Here is a 23,508-nt window from a genome sequence, read left to right on the forward strand (position 1 = left end):
GAAGTTATGTCCGATCCAACTCTTTATCCCGTTCCTGCTGCTGCAGCTAAACGCTCACTCTTAACTAACCAACAATATGAGCAAATGTATCAACAATCTATTACAGCACCAGAGCAATTCTGGGCTGAGCATGGTAAGCGAATAGATTGGTTTAAACCTTATACCCAAGTGAAAAACACTTGCTATGAACCGGGTAAGGTTAATATTGAATGGTTTAAAGATGGTATATTAAATGCCAGTTATAATTGTTTAGATCGTCATTTACCACAACGCGCTAATCAAATAGCATATTTTTGGGAACCTGACTCACCAGACGCGGCTAAGTCAATTACCTATGCCGAATTACACCAACAAGTGTGTCAATTAGCCAACGCTATGAAACAACTAGGCGTAACTAAAGGTGACCGGATAACTATTTACTTACCTATGATTATTGAAGCTGTTGTAGCCCTATTAGCTTGTGCCCGTCTTGGTGCCGTTCATTCAGTTGTATTTGCTGGTTTTTCACCCGATGCTTTAGGTAGTCGTATTTTTGACTGTGATTCCAAGCTAGTTATAACGGCTGATCAAGCGTTACGCGGCAGCCGCGTAACCCATTTAAAACAAAATGTTGATGTTGCTATTGATCATTTGGCTGAAAAATCACCGGTTAAAAACATTATTGTGGTTAAACATGTAGGGCAAGATCTTGCTATGCAAGCCAATCGCGATCTTTGGTACCACGAGCTTATTGCTAAGCAAAGCACAGACTGCCCTGCAGAGCCCATGCAGGCAGAAGATCCACTATTTATTTTATATACCTCGGGTTCTACTGGCACGCCTAAAGGAGTAGTACATACCACAGGTGGCTATATGGTGTATGCAGCAATGACTCATGAATATGTTTTTGATTACCATGATCAAGATGTTTATTGGTGTGCTGCTGATGTTGGCTGGGTAACCGGTCATACTTATATTATTTATGGTCCTTTAGCTAATGGTGCAACCAGCGTATTATTTGAAGGCGTGCCAAATTACCCTAGCGTAAAACGCATGGCACAAATTGTTGATAAATATAAGGTGAATATTCTCTACACGGCACCTACTGCCATCAGAGCTTTAATGGCACATGGCTCAGCACCTACTGACAGCGCAGACTTAAGTTCATTACGTACCTTGGGCAGTGTGGGTGAGCCTATCAACCCAGAAGCATGGACTTGGTATCATCACAACTTTGGTAAAGATACTTGCCCTATAGTTGATACTTGGTGGCAAACTGAAACCGGTGGCATTCTTATTTCTCCTCTGCCAGGTTGTACTGAGCTAAAACCTGGCTCTGCAACACGCCCTTTCTTTGGTATTGTTCCAGCAATAGTGGATAACGAAGGCAATGAATTAACGGGTGTCGCTGAAGGTAATTTGATTATCAAAACCAGTTGGCCTGGCCAAATGCGTACCGTATATGGTGACCATGCGCGGTTTGAGCAAACCTATTTTGGCACTTATCCTGGAGCCTATTTTACAGGAGATGGGGCTAAACGTGATAAGGATGGATATTATTGGATAACAGGCCGAGTTGATGATGTGCTTAATATATCAGGACACCGCTTAGGTACGGCAGAAATAGAAAGTTGTTTAGTTGCACACCCTGCAGTTGCCGAAGCCGCTGTTGTAGGTTATTACCATGATATTAAAGGGCAAGGAATCTATGTTTATGTCACACCTAGACTAGGTGTGACACCAAGTGATGACTTAACTACAGAGTTACGTAACTTGGTAAGAACAGAAATATCAGCTATTGCCACACCTGATTTAATTCAATGGGCGCCAACTGGTTTACCCAAAACGCGCTCGGGAAAAATTATGCGCCGCATACTACGCAAAATTTCCGCTAACGAGCATGACCAATTGGGCGATATTTCAACTCTAGCCGATCCTTCTGTTGTTGAGCAGTTAATTAACAACAGATTAAACCGAAAATAAACCCTACCAACTTTAAGCTTAACTTAGCTCGATAATGACAGCAGTAACCTTAGCAAAACCCAAGGTTACTGCTGTTAATAATCACAAGCTGTAAATTGCTGTAAAGTACTAAAAGCAATTTGGCCTAATTGAGTTTGCAACGACTTAGATAAATCAATTTCCGGGATATAAGCTAACTTGTCTGCATCTTTACCACTAATTATTTGATAAAAAGCTAAAGCAGTTAAGACAGTGCCAGCAAGCGACGCATGATTACCATCAGTATAAAAACTAATATCTGGCATAGCTGGTATGGCATGATCCCATATCGGCCCTATAGGAGCCACGCAAGAGGCCGTAAGACTTGCAATATCACGATGCAAAAGATAAACCCGCATTCCCTCTTCAATATTCCCTTCTCGTGGATGCTCTGGAAAAAGAATAGGCGTAGCTTTATTTTCCTTACTAAGCGTTACCCAGTATTCTGCTGCTATTGTCGAATAAGTATATTTACCCGTGGTTGAGTATTTCTGTGCTTGCCAAATAATATGACTCCAATTTTTAGACTCAACCATTTTTTTTGTAACATTATCATCCATCCGTGAGTCAAGGTAGCCGACTCCTGGAGCAAGTGTGGCAACAGAAGATTTTCCCGTTCCTTTCTCTAACATTAACTTTAAAATCTTGGCTAAATTATTAGTACGAACATGGCTATTACCCACTAACAAAACTTGATAGTTTTCTAGATTGCGGTTATCAGGTATTGGTAAATCATTCATAACTGGCGGCGGTTTAATAATTGTAGTTTTATCCTCTGGTATACTCTTGCTATCACCACAAGCTGACAATAATAAAGCCAAAATCACCATAATAAAAAATATAAATCTAGACATAATTATTTCCCTATAAAATAGACTTTATTTATAACAGTAAAGCTTAGCGATACAAGTACAACACTATAAAAAAAACATTATTTAATTAATTCATTACATTTAGTTACAGCTGTAATAATAACAGGCCAGTCCAAGCTGCGCTTGCCAGTTAAGTAGTAGCAGAACCTGAGTTACATATATACAGTATTAATTATCTATAACAAAAATAGGCATAACATCTGCCATAGCTCAGTAACGGTTAAACTGTAGTTCTAGCATTATTTTACAGGCATAAAAAAAGGCGCCTAAGCGCCTTTTTTAGTGTATTAAATTTATTTAGCACGGCCGCGGTATTCGTCGGTGCGGGTGTCAATTTCAATCTTGTCACCTTCTTTTACGAATTCTGGTACCATAATTTCAAAACCAGTTTCTATTTTGGCTGGTTTCATTACTTTTCCTGAGGTATCACCACGCGCTGCTGGCTCGGTGTACGTTACTTCACGTACCACAATTGTTGGTAAATCAACAGAGATTGGCCGCTCGTTATAAAATACTACTGAACATTCCATGCCATCAACTAGGTATTTTAACGCTTCTGTCATATTTTCAGCTTCAACTTCAAACTGATTATATTCTTCGTCCATAAATACATACATAGGATCAGCAAAGTAAGAATAAGTGACTTCTTTGGTTTCTAAAAGTACTTGTTCAAACTTATCATCAGCACGGTATACGGTTTCCATACCTTGGTTTGTTAATAAGTTTTTCATTTTCATTTTAACAACGGCAGCGTTACGGCCTGATTTATTAAACTCGGCTTTTAAAATTACCATTGCATCTGCACCAACCATTATTACCTGGCCAGCACGTAGTTCTTGAGCTGTTTTCATCATGATTTTAATATCTTCTTGTTAGCGAAAATTTCGGGTTATTATAAATTTTTTTTCAACAAAGTGCACGAGGTTGTGTGCAAGATCACCGTTGAGGTTCAATTGTTGTTGCCAGTTAATATTATAACCTGCTATTTCAGGTAAAATATCAATAAAATCAAGCCATACCTTAACTAAAGGCTGTTGAGTATTCCAGGCCATATACATGTTTTGCAGTTTTTCTTTTACACTATTTGTCATATTTGAACAGTAAAGTTGTAAAAAAGACTGTAGTTTTATTAAGTGGGCATCTTCTTGCTGGCGATAAATTTGCCAAACAAAGGGCTTATTTGCCCAATGAGCTCTAATAATAGAGTCTTCACCACGAACAAAGTTAATATCACAGGCCCACAATAAATAGTCATAATCGTCTTGCGCTAAAAAAGGTAAAATAACTAAAGACAAATTACCTATTTTACACCGCTTATGCTTAGCTTGATTACTATTTAAGCTTGGTAAAATAGACGCGACTTGATCCGCCAACTTACCTTCAGGAATAACACATAATATGGGTTTTGCATTTTGTTGCCAGCAATCGAGTAAATCAGCAAGCTGGTGATGATCGTAGGCAAATAACGATACTTTATACTGATACTGCTCAGGTTCAGTAATTAATAACTTTTGCCAAAAGGCCGCTTGCTGCTGTGGGTTATTATTAAAAGCATCACGTTGCACAGCTAAATGTTGCTCTTGTAATAAACCGCCTGTTGCAGGGCTAAAACCAGGAAAAAAGAAGTATTTGTTAATGGCAAGCTGAGGCTGCGGTGAAGCTAAGCCATGGCAGCCCTCTACCCAAGCTTCAGCAGATAAATACTCTAGATTTAGCCATAAAGGTGGCATAGTTTCAGCGGCCATCTTTAACTGATAAGGCTGTGGAATAGTACAAGCTAACGCCTCAATAACCACATCTGGGATCAGCACTTGTTGCCACTGGGTTTGTTCTGACCATAAACAAATATTCACCCCATTAATCAGTTGCTGTTGAGCGGCAGTATCAACTTGTGGGCAAATGCGTTTAAAGCTAACTACATCATCAACCCATAAACGGACTTCTAGATTATATTCACTAGCAAGTTGTCGGCTTAGCCGCCAGCAAATACCGATGTCACCAAAATTATCAATTACGGCACAAAAAATATCCCATTTTAGTGCTTTAATCGTCATATTTCGCTATTCACTTAAAAAAACAGGCTGCGGATTATACCTAATAATGCACGTAGCCCTATAAATATAATGGTAAAAACTAGCCCTGACATAAAAAGAGCTAATAGGTATTTTCCAATAAGCTGAAGCCGATAGCTAACTTTAGCAATGAAGCCCAACTTTGGGTTAACTTGCGCTATAGGTTCAATAAATAACAAGCTAATAAGGTAGGCCAGCAAGCTAAATAACCAAATAACTATACTGGTTAACTGCCATTGTTGTGCCAAATTAGCTTCAGCAACAGCGATTAAATAAATAAAAGCTAAAAGCGCACTGATATTAATTAACAAGACTAGCCAACGAATTTTAGCTAACTTAACAGCCAGCTTATGATAAAAAGCGAGCATTAAAATAGGCCTTGTTTAGCCAGTTTAGCTGGAAATAATGCAATTAAATCCGCATCATCGTGCTGCGCTGATATTAACCAAATTTGTTCAAAGGGTTGTGATAAAGGGACTTGTAATTTCGGATATAACAGTTTGATATCTTTAGTACTCCATAGCGGATTTAAGTTACGAATAACCAGCCATACACGTTCAGAATCATAAGTTTTAACTGACTTGTTATTTAGCAACCTATTTAAAGCGGTTAATAAGCGTGTTTCCGCCGGCGAATTAAGCAGCGCAATAAGCTCTTGTCGAGTGTTTTCATCTAGATCGCGACCTAAAATATGCATGGCTTCAACTTCACTGCCATATAAGTGAGCTATTTCTAAATCTAGCCTTTGCTCATTTAAATAACAGGATACATCGGGTTTAGCCGGCTCGTTATGCCAAATATGGCGCATTGTTAAACCCATTTTTTGCTCATATAAGCGCATAAATTGCTTAGCGGCTTGATGTTCAAGCCGGCGTTTTTCACTGTTAGCTGACATAGTTTTAACTATTTACTTTGCTTTAACTCTTCGTAACCGCCTTTATTAACAACATTGGTATAGCCCAATGATTCTAAGCTTTGTAAGGCTATACCTGCTCGGCGACCACTTTTACAATACACGTAAATTGTGGCATTTTTATCTGTAGTAATACTGGCAATATTATCTTCAATAACATCAAAGGGGATATTAATTGCGTTAATAACATGGCCTGCTGCAAACTCTTCTGCTGTACGCACATCAAGCCAAATTTCCTGATCAGCTTGTTTATTTAATGTGCAACCAAACATAGTCAAAATTAACGCTAACACCAACAAGAGGTTTTTCATTGTTTATTCCTTAGTCTAAATATATTTTACTGCACTATAACATAAACCAAACTATGTCTAGCTAAGAGTTAAATCAGCTTAAAGCAGCCTTACTATTAAAAGTAAAACTGCCTTAGTTCATTAAGAACCGGCAGTACAGATAATAATAAAATTAAAGCCATGCTTATATTAAATAAGCGTTGAAACAAGGGTTTAGTTAATACTTTACGTAATAAAGCACCACCAATTAACCATAAGCCGACACATGGAAAAGCAACCACTAAAAAAGCAGCAGTAATATAAATTACTTCTAGCCAATAAAGCCCCTCTAAAGTAGTAAAGGCTGCTATAGCGCCTGAGGCCATAACCCACGCTTTGCCATTTATCCATTGGAATAATACCGCTTGATAAAAGTTTAATGGCTTACTTTTACCCTGCTCTATCCTTTCGGGCTTAGCACTAGCAATATGCCAAGCTAACCAGATTAAATATAAAACGCCTAACAATTTAATAATTTGATGCAGGTTTGGAAACTGCTCGAATACAATACCAAAACCAAGCCCTATTAACAGCACCATTAACGGGAAGCCTAAACATATCCCTAGCAGATGTTGCATGCTGGCGCGTATGCCGTAATTCATGCCTGAAGACATAATCATTACGTTGTTAGGGCCAGGAGTAATAGTGGTAGAAAAAGCAAAAAGTAAAGCTGCCCAAAATACTGCCATATACACCTCGGATAAATTTGTGTTTAAATTTAATAAAATAACTCGATAATACTATAATTTTATAACATACTGATTTGCGTTAATTAAATTTAACGCTACGCTTAATAGACTATAAAAGGAGAATGTATGAATAAAATTCTAGGCTTAGCCTTATTAGTTGCCGGCGTTATTTTACTGTATTTCGGCTATAACGAATATAACTCTATAGCCTCAGAAGCAACAGAGTTTGTAACAGGCAAACCCACTGATAATTCTATTTGGTTTTTAGTTGGTGGTGCTATTGCTGCCATTATTGGCATAGGTGCTTTATTAAAGAAGTAACATTTATATAAATCATTAAAAAAGCCTGCCAATTATTTAGCAGGCTTTTTTGATTGCCAATTAAAACTTAGTTATCTTCTTTGGTCCAACTATCACGCAAACCTACAGTACGATTAAAGACTAAATTATCCGCTGTAGAATCAACATTATCTGCACAAAAATAGCCTTCACGTTCAAACTGATAAGCAAATTCAGGCTTAGCATCTTTAAGTGAAGGTTCAACAAGTCCTTGCTTAACGATTAATGAGTCAGGATTAACAACCGTAAAAAAATCTTCTGCAGCCGCAGGATTAGCAACTGTAAATAAACGGTCATAAACCCTAAACTCGGCCGGTAAGGCATTATTCGCTTCCACCCAATGTATCACACCACGCACTTTGCGTCCGTCATCTGGATTTTTACCTAAGGTTTCGGGTAAGTAGCTACATTTTAACTCAATCACTTCCCCGCGTTCATTTTTAATAACTTCATCGGCATGAATAACATAAGCATTACGTAACCGAACATCGCCGTTTAAAACTAAGCGCTTATATTTTTTGTTAGCCTCTTCTCGAAAATCGGCTTTATCAATATACAAAACAGCAGCAAAAGGTAACTTACGCTGGCCTTTAGATTCATCTTTTGGATGATTTGGCGCGTCTAGCCATTCAATGCCATCTGCTGGGTAGTTAGTAATAGTGACTTTTAATGGATCGAGTACTGCCATGGCTCTTGGCGCATTTGCATCTAAATCTTCACGAATACAGGATTCCAGTGCACTCATTTCAATAGTGTTTTCTTGCTTAGTGACACCGATACGTTTAGCAAACTCACGAATAGACGCTGGCGTATACCCCCGACGACGTAAGCCGGCAATAGTTGGCATTCTAGGGTCATCCCAGCCAGACACTATCTTATCTTCAACTAATGTATGCAGTTTACGCTTGCTCATCAATGAATATTCTAAATTTAAACGAGAAAATTCAATTTGTTGCGGATGGCAAGCAATAGTAATATTGTCTAAAATCCAATCATAAAGACGGCGATTATCCTGAAACTCTAAAGTACAAAGAGAGTGAGTAATGCCTTCTAGCGCATCAGAAATACAATGGGTAAAGTCGTACATTGGATAGATGCACCACTTATTCTCTGTTTGATGGTGATGAGCAAACTTAATCCGATATATAACAGGATCTCGCATACACATAAATGAAGAGGCCATATCTATTTTAGCCCGTAACGAACACTCGCCCTCTTTAAAACCACCCGCTCGCATTTTTTCAAATAAGGCTAAATTTTCCTCTACTGAGGTATCTCGCGTTGGACTGTTTTTACCTGGCTGAGTTAAATTACCATGATATTCACGCATTTGCTCAGTATTTAAAAAGCAAACGTAAGCTAAGCCTTTAGTGATCAGTTCAACAGCAAATTTATATAAATCATCAAAGTAATCAGAAGAGTAACGAACATCACCCTGCCATTGAAAGCCTAACCAGTTTACGTCTTGCTTAATTGAATGAACAAAATCAATATTTTCTTTTTCTGGGTTAGTATCATCAAAACGTAAATTACATTTACCTTGATAGTCTTGGGCAATACCAAAATTTAAACAAATTGATTTAGCATGGCCTATATGCAAATAGCCATTAGGCTCAGGTGGAAACCGAGTTTGCACGGCGTTATGCTTACCTGATGCTAAATCTGTATCAATAATTTGCCGAATAAAGTTTGTTGGGCGCTGTTCTAGATCCGCCATAAAATAATTTGTCCTTGTTTAGCTAAAACTCAGTTAAGATGCGGCATTATAGCAGCGAAAATGCTACTGACCACCGGCATTTCAAAGCAAGAGTAACTAAAAGTGTTGCAGAAGAATATAGGTACCATTAACACTGTTTTATTACAGGCCAATAAATCGCGATTTAGTGTCTGTTGTAGGTAAAATACACTGCTCTGCTTTACCAAACCATTGGTAGCGGCGCTTAGCAAAAGCCTTATAGCCATAATCTCGCCATGATTTAGGCAGTAAAGCCAAGATGGTCAATATAAACCATAATCCGCTTAAGCTTTTGCTTATTTCTAATGCTGCTGATGAATAGGTATAACACTGACCTTGTTTAAATAAATAGATGGTATCACTGCTGGCTGGTTTAACCTTATATTGTTGCATTAAGTCTGTAGCTAGCTGAGTTTGCATAGGGCAAAATAGAAAGACAGCTTTTTTATCTCGCTTAATTATAAAATTAACGGCTGCGTGACAAAACAGACAAACACCATCAAAAATGACGATATGATGGCAATTAAGCTTGGCTAGGTTTAATTTATCAGCGCCAGGCGCGGCTGGTTCAGTGTTAGTTGGTTGCTTTTGCATTTAGCCATTATATCGTATCTTAGATTTAATATAACCACTATTGCGCATTTGCATTAAGTATAAAAAAACCCGCAACTAAGCGGGTTTTTATCTAGACTGTATTTAGCAATTACCAGCCTGTGATTTCGCGTACCGCTTTACCGATATCGGCTAAAGAGCGCACAGTTTTAACACCTGCGTCTTCTAAAGCACGGAATTTATCTTCCGCAGTACCTTTACCGCCAGAGATAATAGCACCGGCATGGCCCATGCGTTTACCTTCTGGTGCAGTAACACCAGCAATATAAGAAACTACAGGTTTAGTTACATTAGCTTTAATATAAGCGGCTGCTTCTTCTTCTGCAGTACCACCGATTTCACCAATCATGACGATAGCTTCAGTCTGTGGATCTTTTTCAAATAAGGCTAAGATATCAATAAAGTTAGAACCAGGAATTGGGTCACCACCAATACCAACACAAGTAGACTGACCAAAGCCTTCGTCTGTTGTTTGCTTAACAGCTTCATAAGTTAAAGTACCTGAACGAGATACAATACCTACTTTACCTGGCTTATGGATATGACCTGGCATAATACCAATCTTACACTCACCTGGTGTAATAACACCTGGGCAGTTAGGACCGATCATGCGCACACCTTTACGATCAACATATTCTTTAGCGAATAACATGTCGATAGTAGGAATACCCTCAGTAATACATACGATTAGCTCTAAGCCTGCATCTACAGCTTCGATGATCGCATCTTTACAAAATGGTGCTGGTACATAAATAACCGTTGCTGTTGCGCCTGTAGCCGCTACTGCTTCTTTAACAGTGTTGAAGACCGGTAAATCTAAATGCTTAGTGCCACCTTTACCAGGGCTAACACCACCAACCATTTTAGTACCATATTCGATAGCTTGAGTTGAGTGGAAAGTACCTTGACTACCGGTGAAACCTTGACAGATGACCTTAGTGTCTTTGTTAATAATAATAGACATTATTTGCCCTCCGCGGCTTTAACAACAGCTTGTGCAGCTTCAGATAAAGAGTTTGCTGCAATAATATTTAGGCCACTATTTTGTAGCTTTTGTGCACCTAAATCCGCATTGTTGCCTTCTAAACGTACCACTACTGGTACTGTTACGCCGACTTCTTCCACTGCACCAATAATACCTTCAGCAATCATGTCACAACGAACAATGCCACCAAAGATATTAACAAACACAGCTTTAACAGCAGTGTCTGATAAAATAATTTTGAACGCTTCAGTAACACGCTCTTTAGTTGCACCACCACCAACGTCTAAGAAGTTAGCTGGCTCACCGCCACTTAATTTAACAATGTCCATAGTACCCATTGCTAAACCTGCGCCATTAACCATACAACCGATGTTGCCATCTAAAGCAACATAGTTTAATTCCCATTGCGCAGCACGGGCTTCACGCTCATCTTCTTGGGTCGCGTCATGGAAAGCACGTAACTTAGGTTGACGATACATAGCATTGCTATCTGCAACTAACTTGGCATCTAAACAGTGCAAGTTACCTTCAGTAGTAATAACTAGAGGGTTTACTTCAAGTAAAGCAATATCTAAATCAACAAACATCTTGGCTAAGCCTAAATAGATATTGGTGAATTGCTTAATTTGTAGGGCGTTTAAGCCTAATTTGAACGCGATTTCGCGAGCTTGAAACGGCTGAGCACCTACAAGTGGATCAACTTCCATCTTGATAATTTTTTCAGGTGTTTCTTCTGCTACTTTCTCGATATCTACACCGCCTTCTGTCGACGCCATAAAGACGATACGACGGCTAGAACGGTCAACAACTGCACCTAAGTACAATTCTTTTTCAATATCGGTACAAGTCTCAACCAGAATTTTACTAACAGGCTGTCCTTTAGCATCAGTTTGGTAAGTTACTAAGTTTTTACCCAACCACTGTTGAGCAAAATTACGTATCTCTTCTTTAGAAGAAACCAACTTCACACCGCCCGCTTTACCGCGGCCACCTGCGTGAACCTGAGCTTTAACTACCCATTTGTTACCACCAATACGATCAGCAGCTTCTGCAGCAGCTTGTGGAGTTTCTTCCGCATAGCCTTCAGATACTGGTAAACCGTATTCGCGGAACAGCTGTTTTGCCTGATACTCGTGCAAATTCATGGCTTTTTTCCGTTCATTTGAAAATTAAAGCTGCCCAACATGGTACAGCCTGTGATAAATCGGCGCTTATTATACTGCCAATTGATGAAATACAAAATGCTGTTGTCAAAATACAACAGCATTTTTTTAACTCTAAATTATATGCTTAGATATCCAGCAAAATACGCGTAGGATCTTCTAATAACTCTTTAATCGTTACTAAGAAACCAACCGACTCTTTGCCATCAATAATACGATGGTCATAAGATAATGCTAAATACATCATAGGTAGGATTTCCATCTTACCATCAACTACCATCACACGATCTTTAATAGCATGCATGCCTAAGATTGCAGATTGTGGTGGGTTAATAATTGGCGTAGACATTAATGAACCAAAGACGCCACCGTTAGTAATAGTAAAGTTACCGCCGGTTAAATCGTCCATAGATAACTTACCATCGCGTCCTTTTAAAGCTAAGGCTTTAATGCCTTGCTCAATTTCAGCTAAGGTCATTTTATCACAGTCACGTAATACTGGTGTCACTAAGCCGCGAGGTGTTGAAATAGCAATACTGACATCAAAATAGTTATGATAAACAATATCATCACCATCAATAGCCGCATTAACTTCTGGGAAGCGTTTTAAAGCTTCAGTTACTGCTTTAACATAAAAAGACATAAAACCTAAACGAATACCATGACGCTTTTCAAAGGTTTCTTGGTATTGCTTACGTAAGTCCATAATAGGCTTCATGTTAACTTCATTAAATGTCGTTAACATGGCAGTTGAATTTTTAGCCTCTAATAAACGATTAGCAATGGTTTTACGTAAACGAGTCATAGGCACACGTTTTTGCGTACGCTCTCCCGTAACAGCCGCTACAGGTGCTGAAGTTGCTGCTGATTTAGCTGGAGCAGAAGCTAAGAATTTTTCAACATCTTCTTTAGTGACACGGCCATTTTTACCTGTGCCTTTTACTTTGCTAGCATCTAAACCTTTTTCAGCAATTAAGCGACGAACTGATGGGCTTAAGGCGTCATCACCGGTTTCATCTTTACTTGCTTCTTTACTTTCAGCTGATTGTTGTTCTGGTTTAGCTTCTGCTTTGCTGTCTGCTTTAGCTGCTGGTGCACCACCAGCTTCCATTTTACCAATCACTTCTTCAGCAGTAACTGTAGCTCCGCTATCATGAATGATTTCACCCATTACGCCGTCAGCTTGAGCAACAACTTCAAGCACCACTTTGTCGGTTTCAATATCTACTAATACCTGATCACGTGTAACAGCTTCACCTGTTTTTACATGCCAGGTTGCGATTGTTGCATCTGCAACTGATTCTGGAAGTACCGGTACTTTAATTTCCACTTTGTCACCTTTAACGGTTTGGTCTTATTAAGTTTAAATGGCCTACATAGTTAGCAGGCCAAGTTAATTTATTTTATCGTTAGCGCATCATTAATTAAGGCTTGTTGCTGCTTATTATGCACAGACAAGTAGCCAACTGCAGGTGAAGACGAAGCCTCACGACCAGCATAAGTTAAATCTCCCGATTTGGGGATAGCGCCACGGAAATGATGTTGACTACAATACCAAGCACCTTGGTTTTGTGGTTCTTCTTGACACCAAACAAAATCAGTTACGTGTTGATAATCCTTTAACACTTTAGCCATTTCTTCGTGCGGGAACGGATAAAGCTGTTCGACACGAATAATTGCCACATCCGTTTGCTCACGTTTACGGCGCTCTTCTAGTAGCTCAAAATATACTTTTCCACTACAGAAGATAACGCGCTTAACCTCTGAAGTATCAATATCATCTATTTCTGCAATTACGTTGTGGAATTGACCACTGGCTAACTCTTCTAAGGTAGAAGTAGCTAGCGGATGACGTAATAATGATTTAGGTGACATCACAATCAATGGCCGACGCATTGGTCGTATCATTTGGCGACGTAACATATTAAATACTTGTGCAGGCGTTGTTGGAATACAAACCTGCATATTATGATCAGCACAAAGTTGTAAAAAGCGCTCTAAACGGGCTGATGAGTGCTCTGGACCTTGGCCTTCATAACCATGAGGCAACAATAAGGTTAAACCACATAAACGGCCCCATTTTTGCTCACCAGAGCTTAAAAATTGGTCAATCACTACTTGGGCGCCGTTTGCAAAGTCACCAAACTGACCTTCCCAGATAACCATAGCCCGTGGCTCTGCAGTAGCATAGCCATATTCAAAGGCTAATACTGCTTCTTCTGATAGTGCCGAGTCAAAGACTTGGAATGGCCCTTGGTCAGTACTGATATGCTCTAAAGGTGTATAAGTTGAGCCATCGGTCTGATTATGCAAAACAGCATGGCGATGGAAGAAAGTACCGCGGGCAGAATCCTGACCAACAATTCTAATTCTATTACCATCAGCAACAGTAGTTGCATAAGCTAAAATTTCAGCAAAGCCCCAGTCGATCTTCTTCTCACCGGCTAACATTAATGCCCGATCTTCATAGACACGGCCAACTTGACGTTGCATAACCACTGACTCAGGCAAGCTAGTAGCTTTTTTACCTAACTCGATAAGTTTATCAAGTGAAATTTTGGCATCAAAAGCAGTATCCCAGTCATGGCCTAAATAAGATGTCCAATCTACTGATGCAGCTGTAGTGGCACTTTTCTCTGCAACAACGCAATCACCTTTATCTAAAGCATCACGATACTCAGTTACTAATGCTGTAACTTCATCTTCTGTGAACACATTTTGTGCCACTAGATTTTTTGCATATAGCTCACGTGGTGTTGGATGCTTCTTAATTTTTTGATACATCAGTGGCTGCGTAGCATTTGGTTCATCCGCTTCGTTATGGCCATTACGACGATAACAAACTAAGTCGATAACCACATCACGCTTAAAGGTATTGCGATAATCAACAGCTAATTGTGCAACAAAGACTACAGCTTCAGGGTCATCACCATTAACATGGAAAATAGGCGCCTGCACCATTTTTGCAATATCAGTACAATATTCAGTTGAACGAGTATCTTCTGGGTTAGAAGTGGTAAAACCAACTTGGTTGTTGATAACAATACGTACTGTACCGCCAACCTTAAAAGCACGGGTTTGCGATAAGTTAAAGGTTTCGGCTACCACACCTTGGCCAGCAAAAGCGGAATCACCATGGATAGAAATTGGTAAAGCAGAAGAACCACTACTATCATTACGGCGATCAAGACGCGCGCGTACTGACCCCATTACTACAGGGTTTACTATTTCTAAGTGCGATGGGTTAAACGCTAAAGCTAAATGGACATTGCCGCCCGCAGTTGTAAAGTCTGACGAAAAGCCCATATGGTATTTAACGTCACCTGCGCCTACTACTTCATATTTACCAGCAAACTCATCAAATAATTTTGATGGATTTTTACCTAAGACGTTAATAAGTGTATTTAAACGACCACGGTGGGCCATACCAATAACACAGTCTTTAGCACCTTGCTCGCCTGCGCGATGAATCATCGCTTTGAGCATAGGTATCATCGCATCACCACCTTCTAACCCGAAGCGTTTAGCTCCTGGGAATTTAGACGATAAATACTTCTCTAGACCATCAGCAGCAATTAAACCTTTTAAAATTGCGGCTTGTTCGGCTTTGTCATAAGTAGGGGTAGATTGGATACCTTCTAAACGTTGTTGGATCCAACGTTTCTCGTCCGTAGAGACGATATGCATGTACTCGGCACCAATAGAACCACAATAGGTTTTCTCTAATGCTTTGTACAAATCACCCAGTTTCATAACTTCTTGGCCACTAGCAAAAGAGCCAACGTTAAACTCGGTGTCAAAATCTGCTTCTGATAAGTCGTGATGCGACAATTCAAGATCACGAACTCTTGGCCGTTGCCACAGTCCTAATGGATCTAGATTTGCTTGCTGATGGCCGCGAAAGCGGTAAGAGTTAATCAGCTGCAACACTTTAACTTGACGACTATCTGCTGCACTGCCGCTATTAATCACCACAACTTCGCGATGTTTATTTTTGGCTAAGTCAGCAAATTGCTGCCTAACTTCAGCATGACGAACTTCTAGTTCTACCCCATCTAACTTAGGTAGTGTGGCGAAAAAATCTCGCCATTCATCAGAAACGCTGGTAGGTTCAGCTAAGTAGGATTCATAGAGTTCATCAACATAGGCCATGTTACCGCCGCCTAAATGAGAAGACTCTAGCCACGCCTTCATTACACCTTCGTGCATTTAGTTTCCCTTAATTTCCGCGCACCTGGAAAAAGTAGCAAAAAAACGCGCATCTTAGTTAAAATGCGCAGTTTTTTATTCGCTTACCAAATTAGAGCGCATTATAACGCTCGGTTTAACAACATTGATTTAATTGCACCAATTGCCTTAGTTGGGTTTAACCCTTTAGGACAAACATTAACGCAATTCATAATACCATGACAACGGAATACGCTGAACGCATCATCTAAATCGTTTAAACGTTCCTCTGTCGCAGTATCACGGCTATCTACTAAGAAGCGGTAAGCATTAAGTAAACCGGCTGGACCGATAAACTTATCTGGGTTCCACCAGAAAGATGGGCATGAGCTTGAACAACAAGCGCATAAAATACATTCGTATAATCCATCTAACTTATCACGATCTTCAATTGACTGCTTAAACTCACCCGCAGGTGGAATTTTACTATCATTAATTAAGTATGGTTTAATTTTTTCATACTGAGTATAAAATTGGCCCATATCAACCACTAAGTCACGCACAACAGGCAAACCAGGCAAAGGACGAACAACTATTTTGCCCCCTTTAAGGCCCGCTGCTGTTAAGGGTGTAATACAAGCTAAACCATTTTTACCATTAATATTCATGCCATCTGAGCCGCAAACACCTTCACGGCAACTGCGACGGAAAGATAACGTTGGATCTTGTTCTTTTAACCTGATCAGTGCATCTAGCACCATCATATCGCGACCTTCAGGATTATCTAAAGTATAGTCCTGCATACGTGGCGCTTTATCAACATCAGGGTTGTAACGATAGATTGAGAAAACTAACTTCTTCATCGCTGAGCCCTCTTAGTAAGTACGTGCTTTAGGCGGGAAAGCTTCTCGGAATTTTGGTTCCAAGTTCACTTTACGCTTAAACATTGATTCTGTTTCTGGCGAAAAAACGCTGTGGCATAACCAGTTTTCATCATCACGATCTGGGAAGTCAAAGCGAGCATGTGCACCACGGCTTTCAGTACGGTAGTTTGCTGCTACCGCTGTAGAGAAAGCAGTTTCCATTAAGTTGTCTAGCTCTAAACACTCAATACGTTGGGTATTAAAGTCAGAGCTCTTATCATCTAAACGGGCATATTTTAAGCGTTCACGAATTTGCTTAAGCTCTTCTAACCCTTCGGCCATTGCTTTACCTTCACGGAAAACAGAGAAGTTTAATTGCATACACTTTTGCAGATCTTTCTTAATTTGTACCGGATCTTCACCTTGGCCAGGCTTAGAATCTTCCCAACGTCTAGTACGACTTAATGCCGCCTCGATGTCTGATTCTGACGCCACTCGTGGATCAGGTGTAGCGGCTAAGGCTTTACCTAAGTGTAAGCCTGTTGCCCGACCAAATACTACTAAGTCTAATAATGAGTTACCACCTAAGCGGTTGGCACCGTGAACAGAGACACAAGCAATTTCACCACAAGCAAATAAACCTGGAATAATTGACTCAGTACCGTCAGCATTAGCTTTAATGGCTTGGCCATCAACATTAGTTGGAATACCACCCATCATATAGTGACAAGTTGGAATAACTGGAATAGGTTCTTTAACTGGATCAACATGAGCAAAGGTACGCGATAAATCGCACACACCCGGTAAGCGACTTTCTAAGACGTCTTTACCTAAGTGATCAAGTTTTAACTTAAGGTGAACACCCCAAGGACCTTCACAACCACGGCCTTCACGGATTTCTGTCATCATAGAGCGGGCAACAACGTCACGGCTGGCTAAGTCTTTAGCATTTGGCGCATAACGTTCCATAAAACGCTCACCGTCTTTATTTAACAGATAGCCACCTTCACCACGACAGCCTTCTGTCACTAGAGTACCAGCTCCTGCTATACCCGTTGGGTGGAACTGCCACATTTCCATATCCTGTAATGGAACGCCAGCACGTAATGCCATGCCGATTCCATCACCAGTATTAATGTGAGCGTTTGTAGTAGAAGCAAAGATACGCCCTGCACCACCTGTAGCTAAAACGGTTGCTTTAGATTTAAAGTAAACAATCTCGCCGGTTTCAATATCAATGGCGGTACAACCTACGATAGCACCGTCTTGGTTTTTAACTAGATCCAGCGCATACCACTCGCTAAACACTTGAGTTTTATTTTTAACGTTCTGTTGATACAACAAGTGTAATAAAGCATGACCAGTACGGTCAGCAGCAGCAGCAGTTCGGGCGGCTTGTTCGCCACCAAAGTTTCTAGATTGACCACCAAATGGACGCTGATAAACTTTACCGTTTTCTAAACGTGAAAATGGTAAGCCCATATTTTCAAGTTCGGTAATGGCTTCAGGACCTGTTTTACACATATATTCAATGGCGTCTTGGTCACCGATATAGTCAGAACCCTTAACGGTATCAAACATGTGCCACTCCCAGTTATCTGGGTGAGTATTACCTAGTGCTACCGTAATACCGCCTTGCGCAGATACGGTATGAGAACGAGTTGGAAATACTTTAGATAATAATGCACAGGTTAAACCTGACTCTGTAATTTGCAATGCAGCGCGCATACCCGCACCACCTGCGCCGATTACTACGGCATCAAATTCTCTTACTGGTATAGTCACTTAAGCACCCCACAAAACAAACAGGCCAACCGCTACATAAGCGAATGCCAGTGTATAAAGGAAAAATTGTAAAACGGCACGTAATCTAGCTGACTTAACATAGTCAGTTAATACCTGCCATAAACCAATGCGGGTGTGCACGGCTATACAAATTAATGCTAATAAAGTAAATACCTTCATCAAAGTGTTAGCAAATAATGCTTGCCATACTTCAAAGGTCACTTCTGGTGTACAGATGAAAAACCCAAGAATAAAAAAACTGTACAGCATCAGCACTACAGCTGTTGCTCTCAGTGATACAAAGTCCTGCACGCCATCGCGCTTAAGGCTTGCTTGATTTAGAACCATAACCAAACTCCTGCTAATACTGATAATACAGCCCATAGTGCAATAGAAAGCTTCGCACTTAAGTTACCCGATTGCAGCTCTTCCCAATGACCTAAGTCCATAACCATATGACGAATACCGCCTACAATATGGTAAGTAAGTAATGAGATTGAACCCCAAGCAATAATTTTGGCGAAGTGTGACGTCATTAGCTCTTTGACATAATCAAAGCTCTGTTGGTCCTGTAATGAATAGGCCCAAGCCCAAATAACGAATATCAACGCGAAAAACATTGCTACCCCGGAAACACGGTGCAATATTGACGCTATGGCAGGTGCCGGAAACGATATTGTGGAAAGGTCGAGATTTACTGGTCTTTGTTTTTTCACAGTGCTTGCCCATCGATGCCCATAATTGAGCTCTTGTTGTCATTGTCGTTGTTATTGCTGAATAAACAGTCAATACTCAATATTCAATACACTTTTTTGCTCAAGCTGGAACAGCCTTACCAGATCCAGCAAAAAAATATTACTGAGAAACCGTTTAAAACAGCGCTAGTATATATTTCACAAAGCATTATTACAATTTTAGTTTGATTTTACTTGCAACAATGTACTTTGACCATTACATATTTTAAAGTCTAGAGCAATAATACTAGAGTAGACTACTTAGTTAAGCAAAAACTGATTAAAATTGACTTATGGGGGGCATTTACAGGTAGAATAGCGACCATCGTAAATAATTCCTTTAATCCGATACTACAACAACAGGAGAAATCCAATGGCAGATAAAAAGGCCGTCGTGCAGGTTGATGGGAAATCGTTCGAGTTGCCAGTTTACTCTGGCAGCGCCGGCACTGACGTAATTGATGTTCGCGCCTTGGGTCAGCATGGTTATTTCACATTTGATCCTGGCTTTATGTCTACTGGTTCATGTGAATCAAAGATCACTTACATTGATGGCGACGAGGGTATGTTGCTACATCGTGGTTACCCAATTGAACAATTAGCCGACCATTCAGACTATTTAGAATTATGTTATTTATTGCTTGAAGGTAAATTACCTGGCAAAGAGCAATATAAAGAATTTAAAACCACTATTACTCGTCACACTATGGTCCACGAGAAAATCGCTGCTTTTTTCCAAGGTTTCCGTGTTGATGCACATCCTATGGCGATGTTGTGTGGTGTTGTTGGGGCTATGTCATCATTTTATCATTCTGACTTGGATATTAATGACCCAGCACAACGTAAGCGTAGTGCGCATCGTTTAATTGCCAAAATGCCTACCCTGTCGGCAATGGCGTATAAATATACAGTTGGTCAACCCTTTGTACACCCTCGCAATGATTTAAGCTTCTCAGCTAATTTCTTGCATATGTTATTCTCTGTACCTGCGGAAGAGTATAAAGTTAATCCAATCTTAGCTAAGGCTATGGATAAAATCTTTATGCTACATGCAGATCATGAGCAAAACGCATCTACGTCAACAGTACGTTTAGCGGGCTCTTCAGGGGCTAATCCTTATGCCTGTATCGCTGCTGGTGTAGCTTCACTTTGGGGACCTGCGCATGGTGGTGCTAACGAAGCTTGCTTAAAAATGTTACAAGAAATTGGCTCTGTAGATCGTATACCTGAATACGTAAACCGCGCTAAAGATAAAGATGACTCGTTCCGCTTAATGGGCTTTGGCCATCGCGTATATAAAAACTTTGATCCAAGAGCTAAAGTAATGCGTGAAACCTGCCATGAAGTATTAAAGGAATTGAAAATTAAAGATCCTTTATTTGATGTGGCTATGGAATTAGAACGTATTGCACTTGAAGATGAATATTTCATTGAAAAGAAACTCTACCCGAACGTAGATTTTTATAGTGGCATTATCTTAAGAGCTATTGGCATTCCAACTAGTATGTTTACTGTTATTTTTGCCATGTCGCGTACTGTTGGCTGGATAGCGCATTGGGACGAAATGTTAGGCGAAAAAGGCCATAAAATTGGTCGTCCTCGTCAGTTATACACAGGCTATACTTCTCGTGATTTTGTGTCATTAGACAAACGTTAATAGTTTTAGCTTAGCTAGCAATAAAAAAACGGCTTAGGCCGTTTTTTTATTGCTTAATTTTAGGCATTTATTTGCCCCTTAGCTGTAAAACAGGCAGAATCAGCGCATGCTTAGCTACTGAGTTTACCTATTAAATGTCTTGCTTTGATGTGATGTCATTTCGTCAACATTTTGTCTTTTTTTCAACGCAGCCCGACTGGGTGTATTTAGATAATGCCGCTACTATGCATAAGCCTGCAGCAGTAATAGAGGCAATTAGTCATTTTTATCAAACAGAAAATAGCAATGTTCATCGTGGCGCTCATAGTATTAGTCAACTAGCTACCCAAAGTTATGAAGCCGCTAGAACAACAGTTGCTAACTTTATTAATGCCAAGCAGCGTGAAGAAGTTATTTTTACCAGCGGCACTACCGCAGCGCTTAACCAACTTGCCTTTGGATTAATGCACACTGTATTACAAGCTGGTGATCGAGTTTTACTTACTCAACTTGAACACCACGCCAATATAGTACCTTGGCAATTACACTGCCAACGCCATGGTGTTATTATTGATGTCGTGCCTTTAACGAAAAACAATCAATTAGATCTTAGTGCCTATACAGCATTACTGGCTCTTAAACCTAAAGTCGTCAGCTTTTGTCACGTTTCTAATGTATTAGGCCATATTCAACCAGCACAAGAAATGATTGCCCAAGCAAAACGTGTAGGAGCAATAACCGTTGTTGATGGCGCGCAAAGCGTGGTATATCAACAACCAGATATGCAACAGTTAGATTGTGATTTTTATGCTTTTTCTGGCCACAAACTCTATGGCCCTACCGGTATTGGTGTTTTATATGGCAAATTATCCCTATTACAACAATTAACGCCTATTTTTGCCGGCGGTGAAATGATTGAACATGTCAGCTTTGATCATAGTAGTTTTAATCAATTACCTTTTCGCTTAGAGGCTGGCACACCTAACATAGCAGGTGCTATAGGCCTTGGCGCAGCAATAAAATGGCTGCAAAGTTTTGATACAAGCCAACTACAAAAACATAAATTATTATTATTACAGCACTTTTATAACGGTTTATCTGCTATAAAAGGCATAGATATTTTATCCAGCCCTGTGCATAATGCTGGCATAGTAACTTTTAATGTGATTGCTGAGCATCATGTAGATGTTGCAGAGTTACTTAATCAACAACAGATTGCCGTACGCGCTGGCCAACATTGTGCCATGCCTTTATTTAGTTACATCAAGCAGAAAGGAGCCGTAAGATGTTCGCTCGCTGCATACAATACAATAGATGATGTAAACCAGTGCTTGCTCGCTTTGGAGCAAGCCATGGAGATATTAACTGCATGAAATTAGAACAATTATTAGCAGAGACACAAGCTGGGTTGGACGAAATAAAAAAATTAGACTTTCCAGTTATTAGCCAAACCAAAGACTGGCAAAGCCGTTATCGAGTCCTAATGCAACTAGGTAAAAAACTTCCTGCTTTACCTGAGAAAATGAAGCAAACGGACTTATTAGTAAAAGGCTGTGAAAGTCGCGCTTGGTTATTGCATTATCATGATCCCGCTAATGATAAGCACTTTTTTATTTTAGATAGCGAAGCCCGTATTGTTAAAGGCTTAATGGCCATTATGCTGTGTCAAATTAATGGTATGTCGACTGCTGAATTAGCTAGCTTTGACTTAACACAGCTATTTGATGAACTAAATATTAAACCTTATTTAAGCCAATCTCGGGGCAATGGTTTAACCGCCATGATCCAACACATTAAAAGTTGTATTAAATAGCTTAAATACCTTCAGGCTTAGCCACTTGCTTTAGCTGTATTAAGTTTTAGTAACAGTTTAGATACCGCAGCAAAGCCAAAGCTAGCGGTTACAACTGATGTGGCCCCAAAACCCCCACTACAATCTAGGCGCATACTGCCATTGAGGTCTGGCTTTTGTTGGCAAACACTACCATCTGCCTGCGGGTACTTTAATTGCTCGGTTGAAAAGACGCAATCTACACCAAAGCGGCGTTTAGTGTTACGTGTAAAGTTATGTTCACGACGCAGCGCATTGCGTACTTTAGCTAAAAGTGGATCATTAAAAGCCTGACTTAAATCGGCTAACTGAATTTGAGTAGGATCAAGTTGCCCGCCAGCCCCACCAGTAGTAATAAGTGGAATTTTATTGCGTTTACAATAAGCAATTAGTGCCACTTTAGCTTTCACAGAATCAATAGCATCGACAACGTAGCTAATATTTTTAGGAAGTAACTCCGCCATATTATCAGGAGCAATAAAATCAGCTATTTGATGTACTTTACATTCAGGGTTTATGGCTAATATACGCTCCGCCATTACCGCGACTTTATCCTGACCTATAGTATGAGTTAACGCATGTAATTGCCGATTAATATTACTCACACAAACATCATCTAAGTCTATAAGTGTAATTTCACCAATACCTGAACGTGCTAAAGCTTCTGCCGCCCAACTCCCCACGCCACCTATGCCAATAACCACCACATGAGCCTGACGAAATATCTCAAGCGCATTTTGGCCATATAAACGGCCAATACCTGCAAAACGTAATAAATAATCTGACATGGTTCTCAACTCAAC

At 40.0% G+C, this 23,508-nt stretch carries 23 protein-coding genes; 5 read left to right on the plus strand and 18 right to left on the minus strand.

All coding sequences use genetic code 11. From position 1 onward, the window contains the following. Positions 1–6: 6 nt before the first annotated feature. Positions 7–1,962, plus strand: a complete 1,956-nt coding sequence (acs, locus tag RDV63_RS09485) for an acetate--CoA ligase (protein ID WP_313909257.1) — start codon at positions 7–9, stop codon at positions 1,960–1,962. A 74-nt stretch (positions 1,963–2,036) separates the two neighbouring features. Here the strand turns inward: acs and RDV63_RS09490 are convergent, their stop codons facing one another. The 7 genes from RDV63_RS09490 to RDV63_RS09520 all read right to left on the minus strand — a co-directional run bounded on the left by RDV63_RS09490 (position 2,037) and on the right by RDV63_RS09520 (position 6,855). Continuing rightward, positions 2,037–2,834, minus strand: a complete 798-nt coding sequence (locus RDV63_RS09490; protein WP_313909258.1) for a hypothetical protein — start codon at positions 2,832–2,834, stop codon at positions 2,037–2,039. Between the two features lie 311 nt (positions 2,835–3,145). Next, positions 3,146–3,703, minus strand: a complete 558-nt coding sequence (gene efp / locus RDV63_RS09495; RefSeq protein WP_313910404.1) for an elongation factor P — start codon at positions 3,701–3,703, stop codon at positions 3,146–3,148. A 21-nt stretch (positions 3,704–3,724) separates the two neighbouring features. Next, positions 3,725–4,906: an elongation factor P maturation arginine rhamnosyltransferase EarP gene (gene earP / locus RDV63_RS09500; protein WP_313909259.1), complete on the minus strand. Its 1,182-nt coding sequence runs from the start codon at positions 4,904–4,906 to the stop codon at positions 3,725–3,727. 14 nt (positions 4,907–4,920) lie between these two features. Next, positions 4,921–5,292, minus strand: coding sequence for a hypothetical protein (locus RDV63_RS09505; RefSeq protein ID WP_313909260.1), 372 nt, complete (start codon positions 5,290–5,292; stop codon positions 4,921–4,923). After that, positions 5,292–5,819 carry a hypothetical protein gene (locus RDV63_RS09510; RefSeq protein ID WP_313909261.1) on the minus strand — a complete coding sequence of 176 codons (528 nt, stop codon included), beginning with the start codon at positions 5,817–5,819 and terminating at the stop codon, positions 5,292–5,294. The genes RDV63_RS09505 and RDV63_RS09510 overlap by 1 nt, the downstream gene beginning before the upstream one ends. Before the next feature lie 8 nt (positions 5,820–5,827). Beyond that, entirely contained in the window at positions 5,828–6,148 is a 321-nt protein-coding gene (locus tag RDV63_RS09515) for a rhodanese-like domain-containing protein (RefSeq protein ID WP_313909262.1), read from the minus strand. Between the two features lie 95 nt (positions 6,149–6,243). Next, positions 6,244–6,855, minus strand: coding sequence for a LysE family translocator (locus tag RDV63_RS09520; protein WP_313909263.1), 612 nt, complete (start codon positions 6,853–6,855; stop codon positions 6,244–6,246). A 126-nt stretch (positions 6,856–6,981) separates the two neighbouring features. Between RDV63_RS09520 and RDV63_RS09525 the strand changes: the two genes are divergently transcribed. After that, positions 6,982–7,176: a DUF3185 family protein gene (locus RDV63_RS09525; protein WP_313909264.1), complete on the plus strand. Its 195-nt coding sequence runs from the start codon at positions 6,982–6,984 to the stop codon at positions 7,174–7,176. Positions 7,177–7,243: 67 nt separating this feature from the next. On the opposite strand, the gene glnS is transcribed toward RDV63_RS09525, so the two are convergent. The 10 genes from glnS to sdhC all read right to left on the minus strand — a co-directional run bounded on the left by glnS (position 7,244) and on the right by sdhC (position 19,220). Next, positions 7,244–8,911, minus strand: coding sequence for a glutamine--tRNA ligase (gene glnS, locus RDV63_RS09530; protein ID WP_313909265.1), 1,668 nt, complete (start codon positions 8,909–8,911; stop codon positions 7,244–7,246). A 141-nt stretch (positions 8,912–9,052) separates the two neighbouring features. Then, positions 9,053–9,523, minus strand: a complete 471-nt coding sequence (locus tag RDV63_RS09535; protein WP_313909266.1) for a thiol-disulfide oxidoreductase DCC family protein — start codon at positions 9,521–9,523, stop codon at positions 9,053–9,055. Between the two features lie 109 nt (positions 9,524–9,632). Continuing rightward, entirely contained in the window at positions 9,633–10,505 is an 873-nt protein-coding gene (gene sucD / locus RDV63_RS09540; protein WP_313909267.1) for a succinate--CoA ligase subunit alpha, read from the minus strand. Continuing rightward, positions 10,505–11,671 carry an ADP-forming succinate--CoA ligase subunit beta gene (gene sucC / locus RDV63_RS09545; protein ID WP_313909268.1) on the minus strand — a complete coding sequence of 389 codons (1,167 nt, stop codon included), beginning with the start codon at positions 11,669–11,671 and terminating at the stop codon, positions 10,505–10,507. Before sucC ends, sucD begins: the two co-directional genes overlap by 1 nt. Positions 11,672–11,816: 145 nt before the next feature. After that, complete coding sequence (gene odhB, locus RDV63_RS09550; RefSeq protein WP_313909269.1) at positions 11,817–13,019, minus strand: 2-oxoglutarate dehydrogenase complex dihydrolipoyllysine-residue succinyltransferase; 1,203 nt, start codon at positions 13,017–13,019, stop codon at positions 11,817–11,819. Positions 13,020–13,087: 68 nt separating this feature from the next. Further along, entirely contained in the window at positions 13,088–15,898 is a 2,811-nt protein-coding gene (locus RDV63_RS09555; RefSeq protein ID WP_313909270.1) for a 2-oxoglutarate dehydrogenase E1 component, read from the minus strand. 101 nt (positions 15,899–15,999) lie between these two features. Beyond that, entirely contained in the window at positions 16,000–16,719 is a 720-nt protein-coding gene (locus RDV63_RS09560) for a succinate dehydrogenase iron-sulfur subunit (RefSeq protein WP_313909271.1), read from the minus strand. 12 nt (positions 16,720–16,731) lie between these two features. Then, positions 16,732–18,504, minus strand: coding sequence for a succinate dehydrogenase flavoprotein subunit (gene sdhA / locus RDV63_RS09565; protein ID WP_313909272.1), 1,773 nt, complete (start codon positions 18,502–18,504; stop codon positions 16,732–16,734). Continuing rightward, on the minus strand, positions 18,505–18,852 hold the full coding sequence (sdhD, locus tag RDV63_RS09570; RefSeq protein WP_313909273.1) for a succinate dehydrogenase, hydrophobic membrane anchor protein: 348 nt from the start codon (positions 18,850–18,852) through the stop codon (positions 18,505–18,507). Next, on the minus strand, positions 18,843–19,220 hold the full coding sequence (gene sdhC, locus RDV63_RS09575) for a succinate dehydrogenase, cytochrome b556 subunit (protein ID WP_313909274.1): 378 nt from the start codon (positions 19,218–19,220) through the stop codon (positions 18,843–18,845). Before sdhC ends, sdhD begins: the two co-directional genes overlap by 10 nt. Before the next feature lie 391 nt (positions 19,221–19,611). Here sdhC and gltA point away from each other — a divergent pair, with 391 nt between their 5' ends. The 3 genes from gltA to RDV63_RS09590 all read left to right on the plus strand — a co-directional run bounded on the left by gltA (position 19,612) and on the right by RDV63_RS09590 (position 22,687). Further along, positions 19,612–20,895, plus strand: coding sequence for a citrate synthase (gltA, locus tag RDV63_RS09580; protein WP_313909275.1), 1,284 nt, complete (start codon positions 19,612–19,614; stop codon positions 20,893–20,895). Between the two features lie 134 nt (positions 20,896–21,029). After that, a complete protein-coding gene (locus tag RDV63_RS09585; RefSeq protein WP_313909276.1) occupies positions 21,030–22,247 on the plus strand; it encodes a cysteine desulfurase in 1,218 nt (405 codons plus the stop codon). Further along, complete coding sequence (locus RDV63_RS09590; RefSeq protein WP_313909277.1) at positions 22,244–22,687, plus strand: SufE family protein; 444 nt, start codon at positions 22,244–22,246, stop codon at positions 22,685–22,687. Before RDV63_RS09585 ends, RDV63_RS09590 begins: the two co-directional genes overlap by 4 nt. A 17-nt stretch (positions 22,688–22,704) precedes the next feature. Here RDV63_RS09590 and tcdA read toward each other — a convergent pair whose 3' ends face one another. Continuing rightward, entirely contained in the window at positions 22,705–23,493 is a 789-nt protein-coding gene (gene tcdA / locus RDV63_RS09595; protein WP_313909278.1) for a tRNA cyclic N6-threonylcarbamoyladenosine(37) synthase TcdA, read from the minus strand. Between the last annotated feature and the right edge of the window lie 15 nt (positions 23,494–23,508).

Origin of the sequence: Rheinheimera sp. MMS21-TC3, assembly GCF_032229285.1 — a bacterium.
Lineage (GTDB): Bacteria > Pseudomonadota > Gammaproteobacteria > Enterobacterales > Alteromonadaceae > Alishewanella.

Bases quoted from the DNA above. Each gene is read 5' to 3' on its own strand.
- acs (WP_313909257.1), top strand. From the start codon at position 7: ATGTCCGATCCAACTCTTTATCCCGTTCCTGCTGCTGCAGCTAAACGC.
- RDV63_RS09490 (WP_313909258.1), bottom strand. From the start codon at position 2,834: ATGTCTAGATTTATATTTTTTATTATGGTGATTTTGGCTTTATTATTG.
- efp (WP_313910404.1), bottom strand. From the start codon at position 3,703: ATGAAAACAGCTCAAGAACTACGTGCTGGCCAGGTAATAATGGTTGGT.
- earP (WP_313909259.1), bottom strand. From the start codon at position 4,906: ATGACGATTAAAGCACTAAAATGGGATATTTTTTGTGCCGTAATTGAT.
- RDV63_RS09505 (WP_313909260.1), bottom strand. From the start codon at position 5,292: ATGCTCGCTTTTTATCATAAGCTGGCTGTTAAGTTAGCTAAAATTCGT.
- RDV63_RS09510 (WP_313909261.1), bottom strand. From the start codon at position 5,819: ATGTCAGCTAACAGTGAAAAACGCCGGCTTGAACATCAAGCCGCTAAG.
- RDV63_RS09515 (WP_313909262.1), bottom strand. From the start codon at position 6,148: ATGAAAAACCTCTTGTTGGTGTTAGCGTTAATTTTGACTATGTTTGGT.
- RDV63_RS09520 (WP_313909263.1), bottom strand. From the start codon at position 6,855: ATGGCAGTATTTTGGGCAGCTTTACTTTTTGCTTTTTCTACCACTATT.
- RDV63_RS09525 (WP_313909264.1), top strand. From the start codon at position 6,982: ATGAATAAAATTCTAGGCTTAGCCTTATTAGTTGCCGGCGTTATTTTA.
- glnS (WP_313909265.1), bottom strand. From the start codon at position 8,911: ATGGCGGATCTAGAACAGCGCCCAACAAACTTTATTCGGCAAATTATT.
- RDV63_RS09535 (WP_313909266.1), bottom strand. From the start codon at position 9,523: ATGCAAAAGCAACCAACTAACACTGAACCAGCCGCGCCTGGCGCTGAT.
- sucD (WP_313909267.1), bottom strand. From the start codon at position 10,505: ATGTCTATTATTATTAACAAAGACACTAAGGTCATCTGTCAAGGTTTC.
- sucC (WP_313909268.1), bottom strand. From the start codon at position 11,671: ATGAATTTGCACGAGTATCAGGCAAAACAGCTGTTCCGCGAATACGGT.
- RDV63_RS09555 (WP_313909270.1), bottom strand. From the start codon at position 15,898: ATGCACGAAGGTGTAATGAAGGCGTGGCTAGAGTCTTCTCATTTAGGC.
- RDV63_RS09560 (WP_313909271.1), bottom strand. From the start codon at position 16,719: ATGAAGAAGTTAGTTTTCTCAATCTATCGTTACAACCCTGATGTTGAT.
- sdhD (WP_313909273.1), bottom strand. From the start codon at position 18,852: ATGGTTCTAAATCAAGCAAGCCTTAAGCGCGATGGCGTGCAGGACTTT.
- gltA (WP_313909275.1), top strand. From the start codon at position 19,612: ATGGCAGATAAAAAGGCCGTCGTGCAGGTTGATGGGAAATCGTTCGAG.
- RDV63_RS09585 (WP_313909276.1), top strand. From the start codon at position 21,030: ATGTCTTGCTTTGATGTGATGTCATTTCGTCAACATTTTGTCTTTTTT.
- RDV63_RS09590 (WP_313909277.1), top strand. From the start codon at position 22,244: ATGAAATTAGAACAATTATTAGCAGAGACACAAGCTGGGTTGGACGAA.
- tcdA (WP_313909278.1), bottom strand. From the start codon at position 23,493: ATGTCAGATTATTTATTACGTTTTGCAGGTATTGGCCGTTTATATGGC.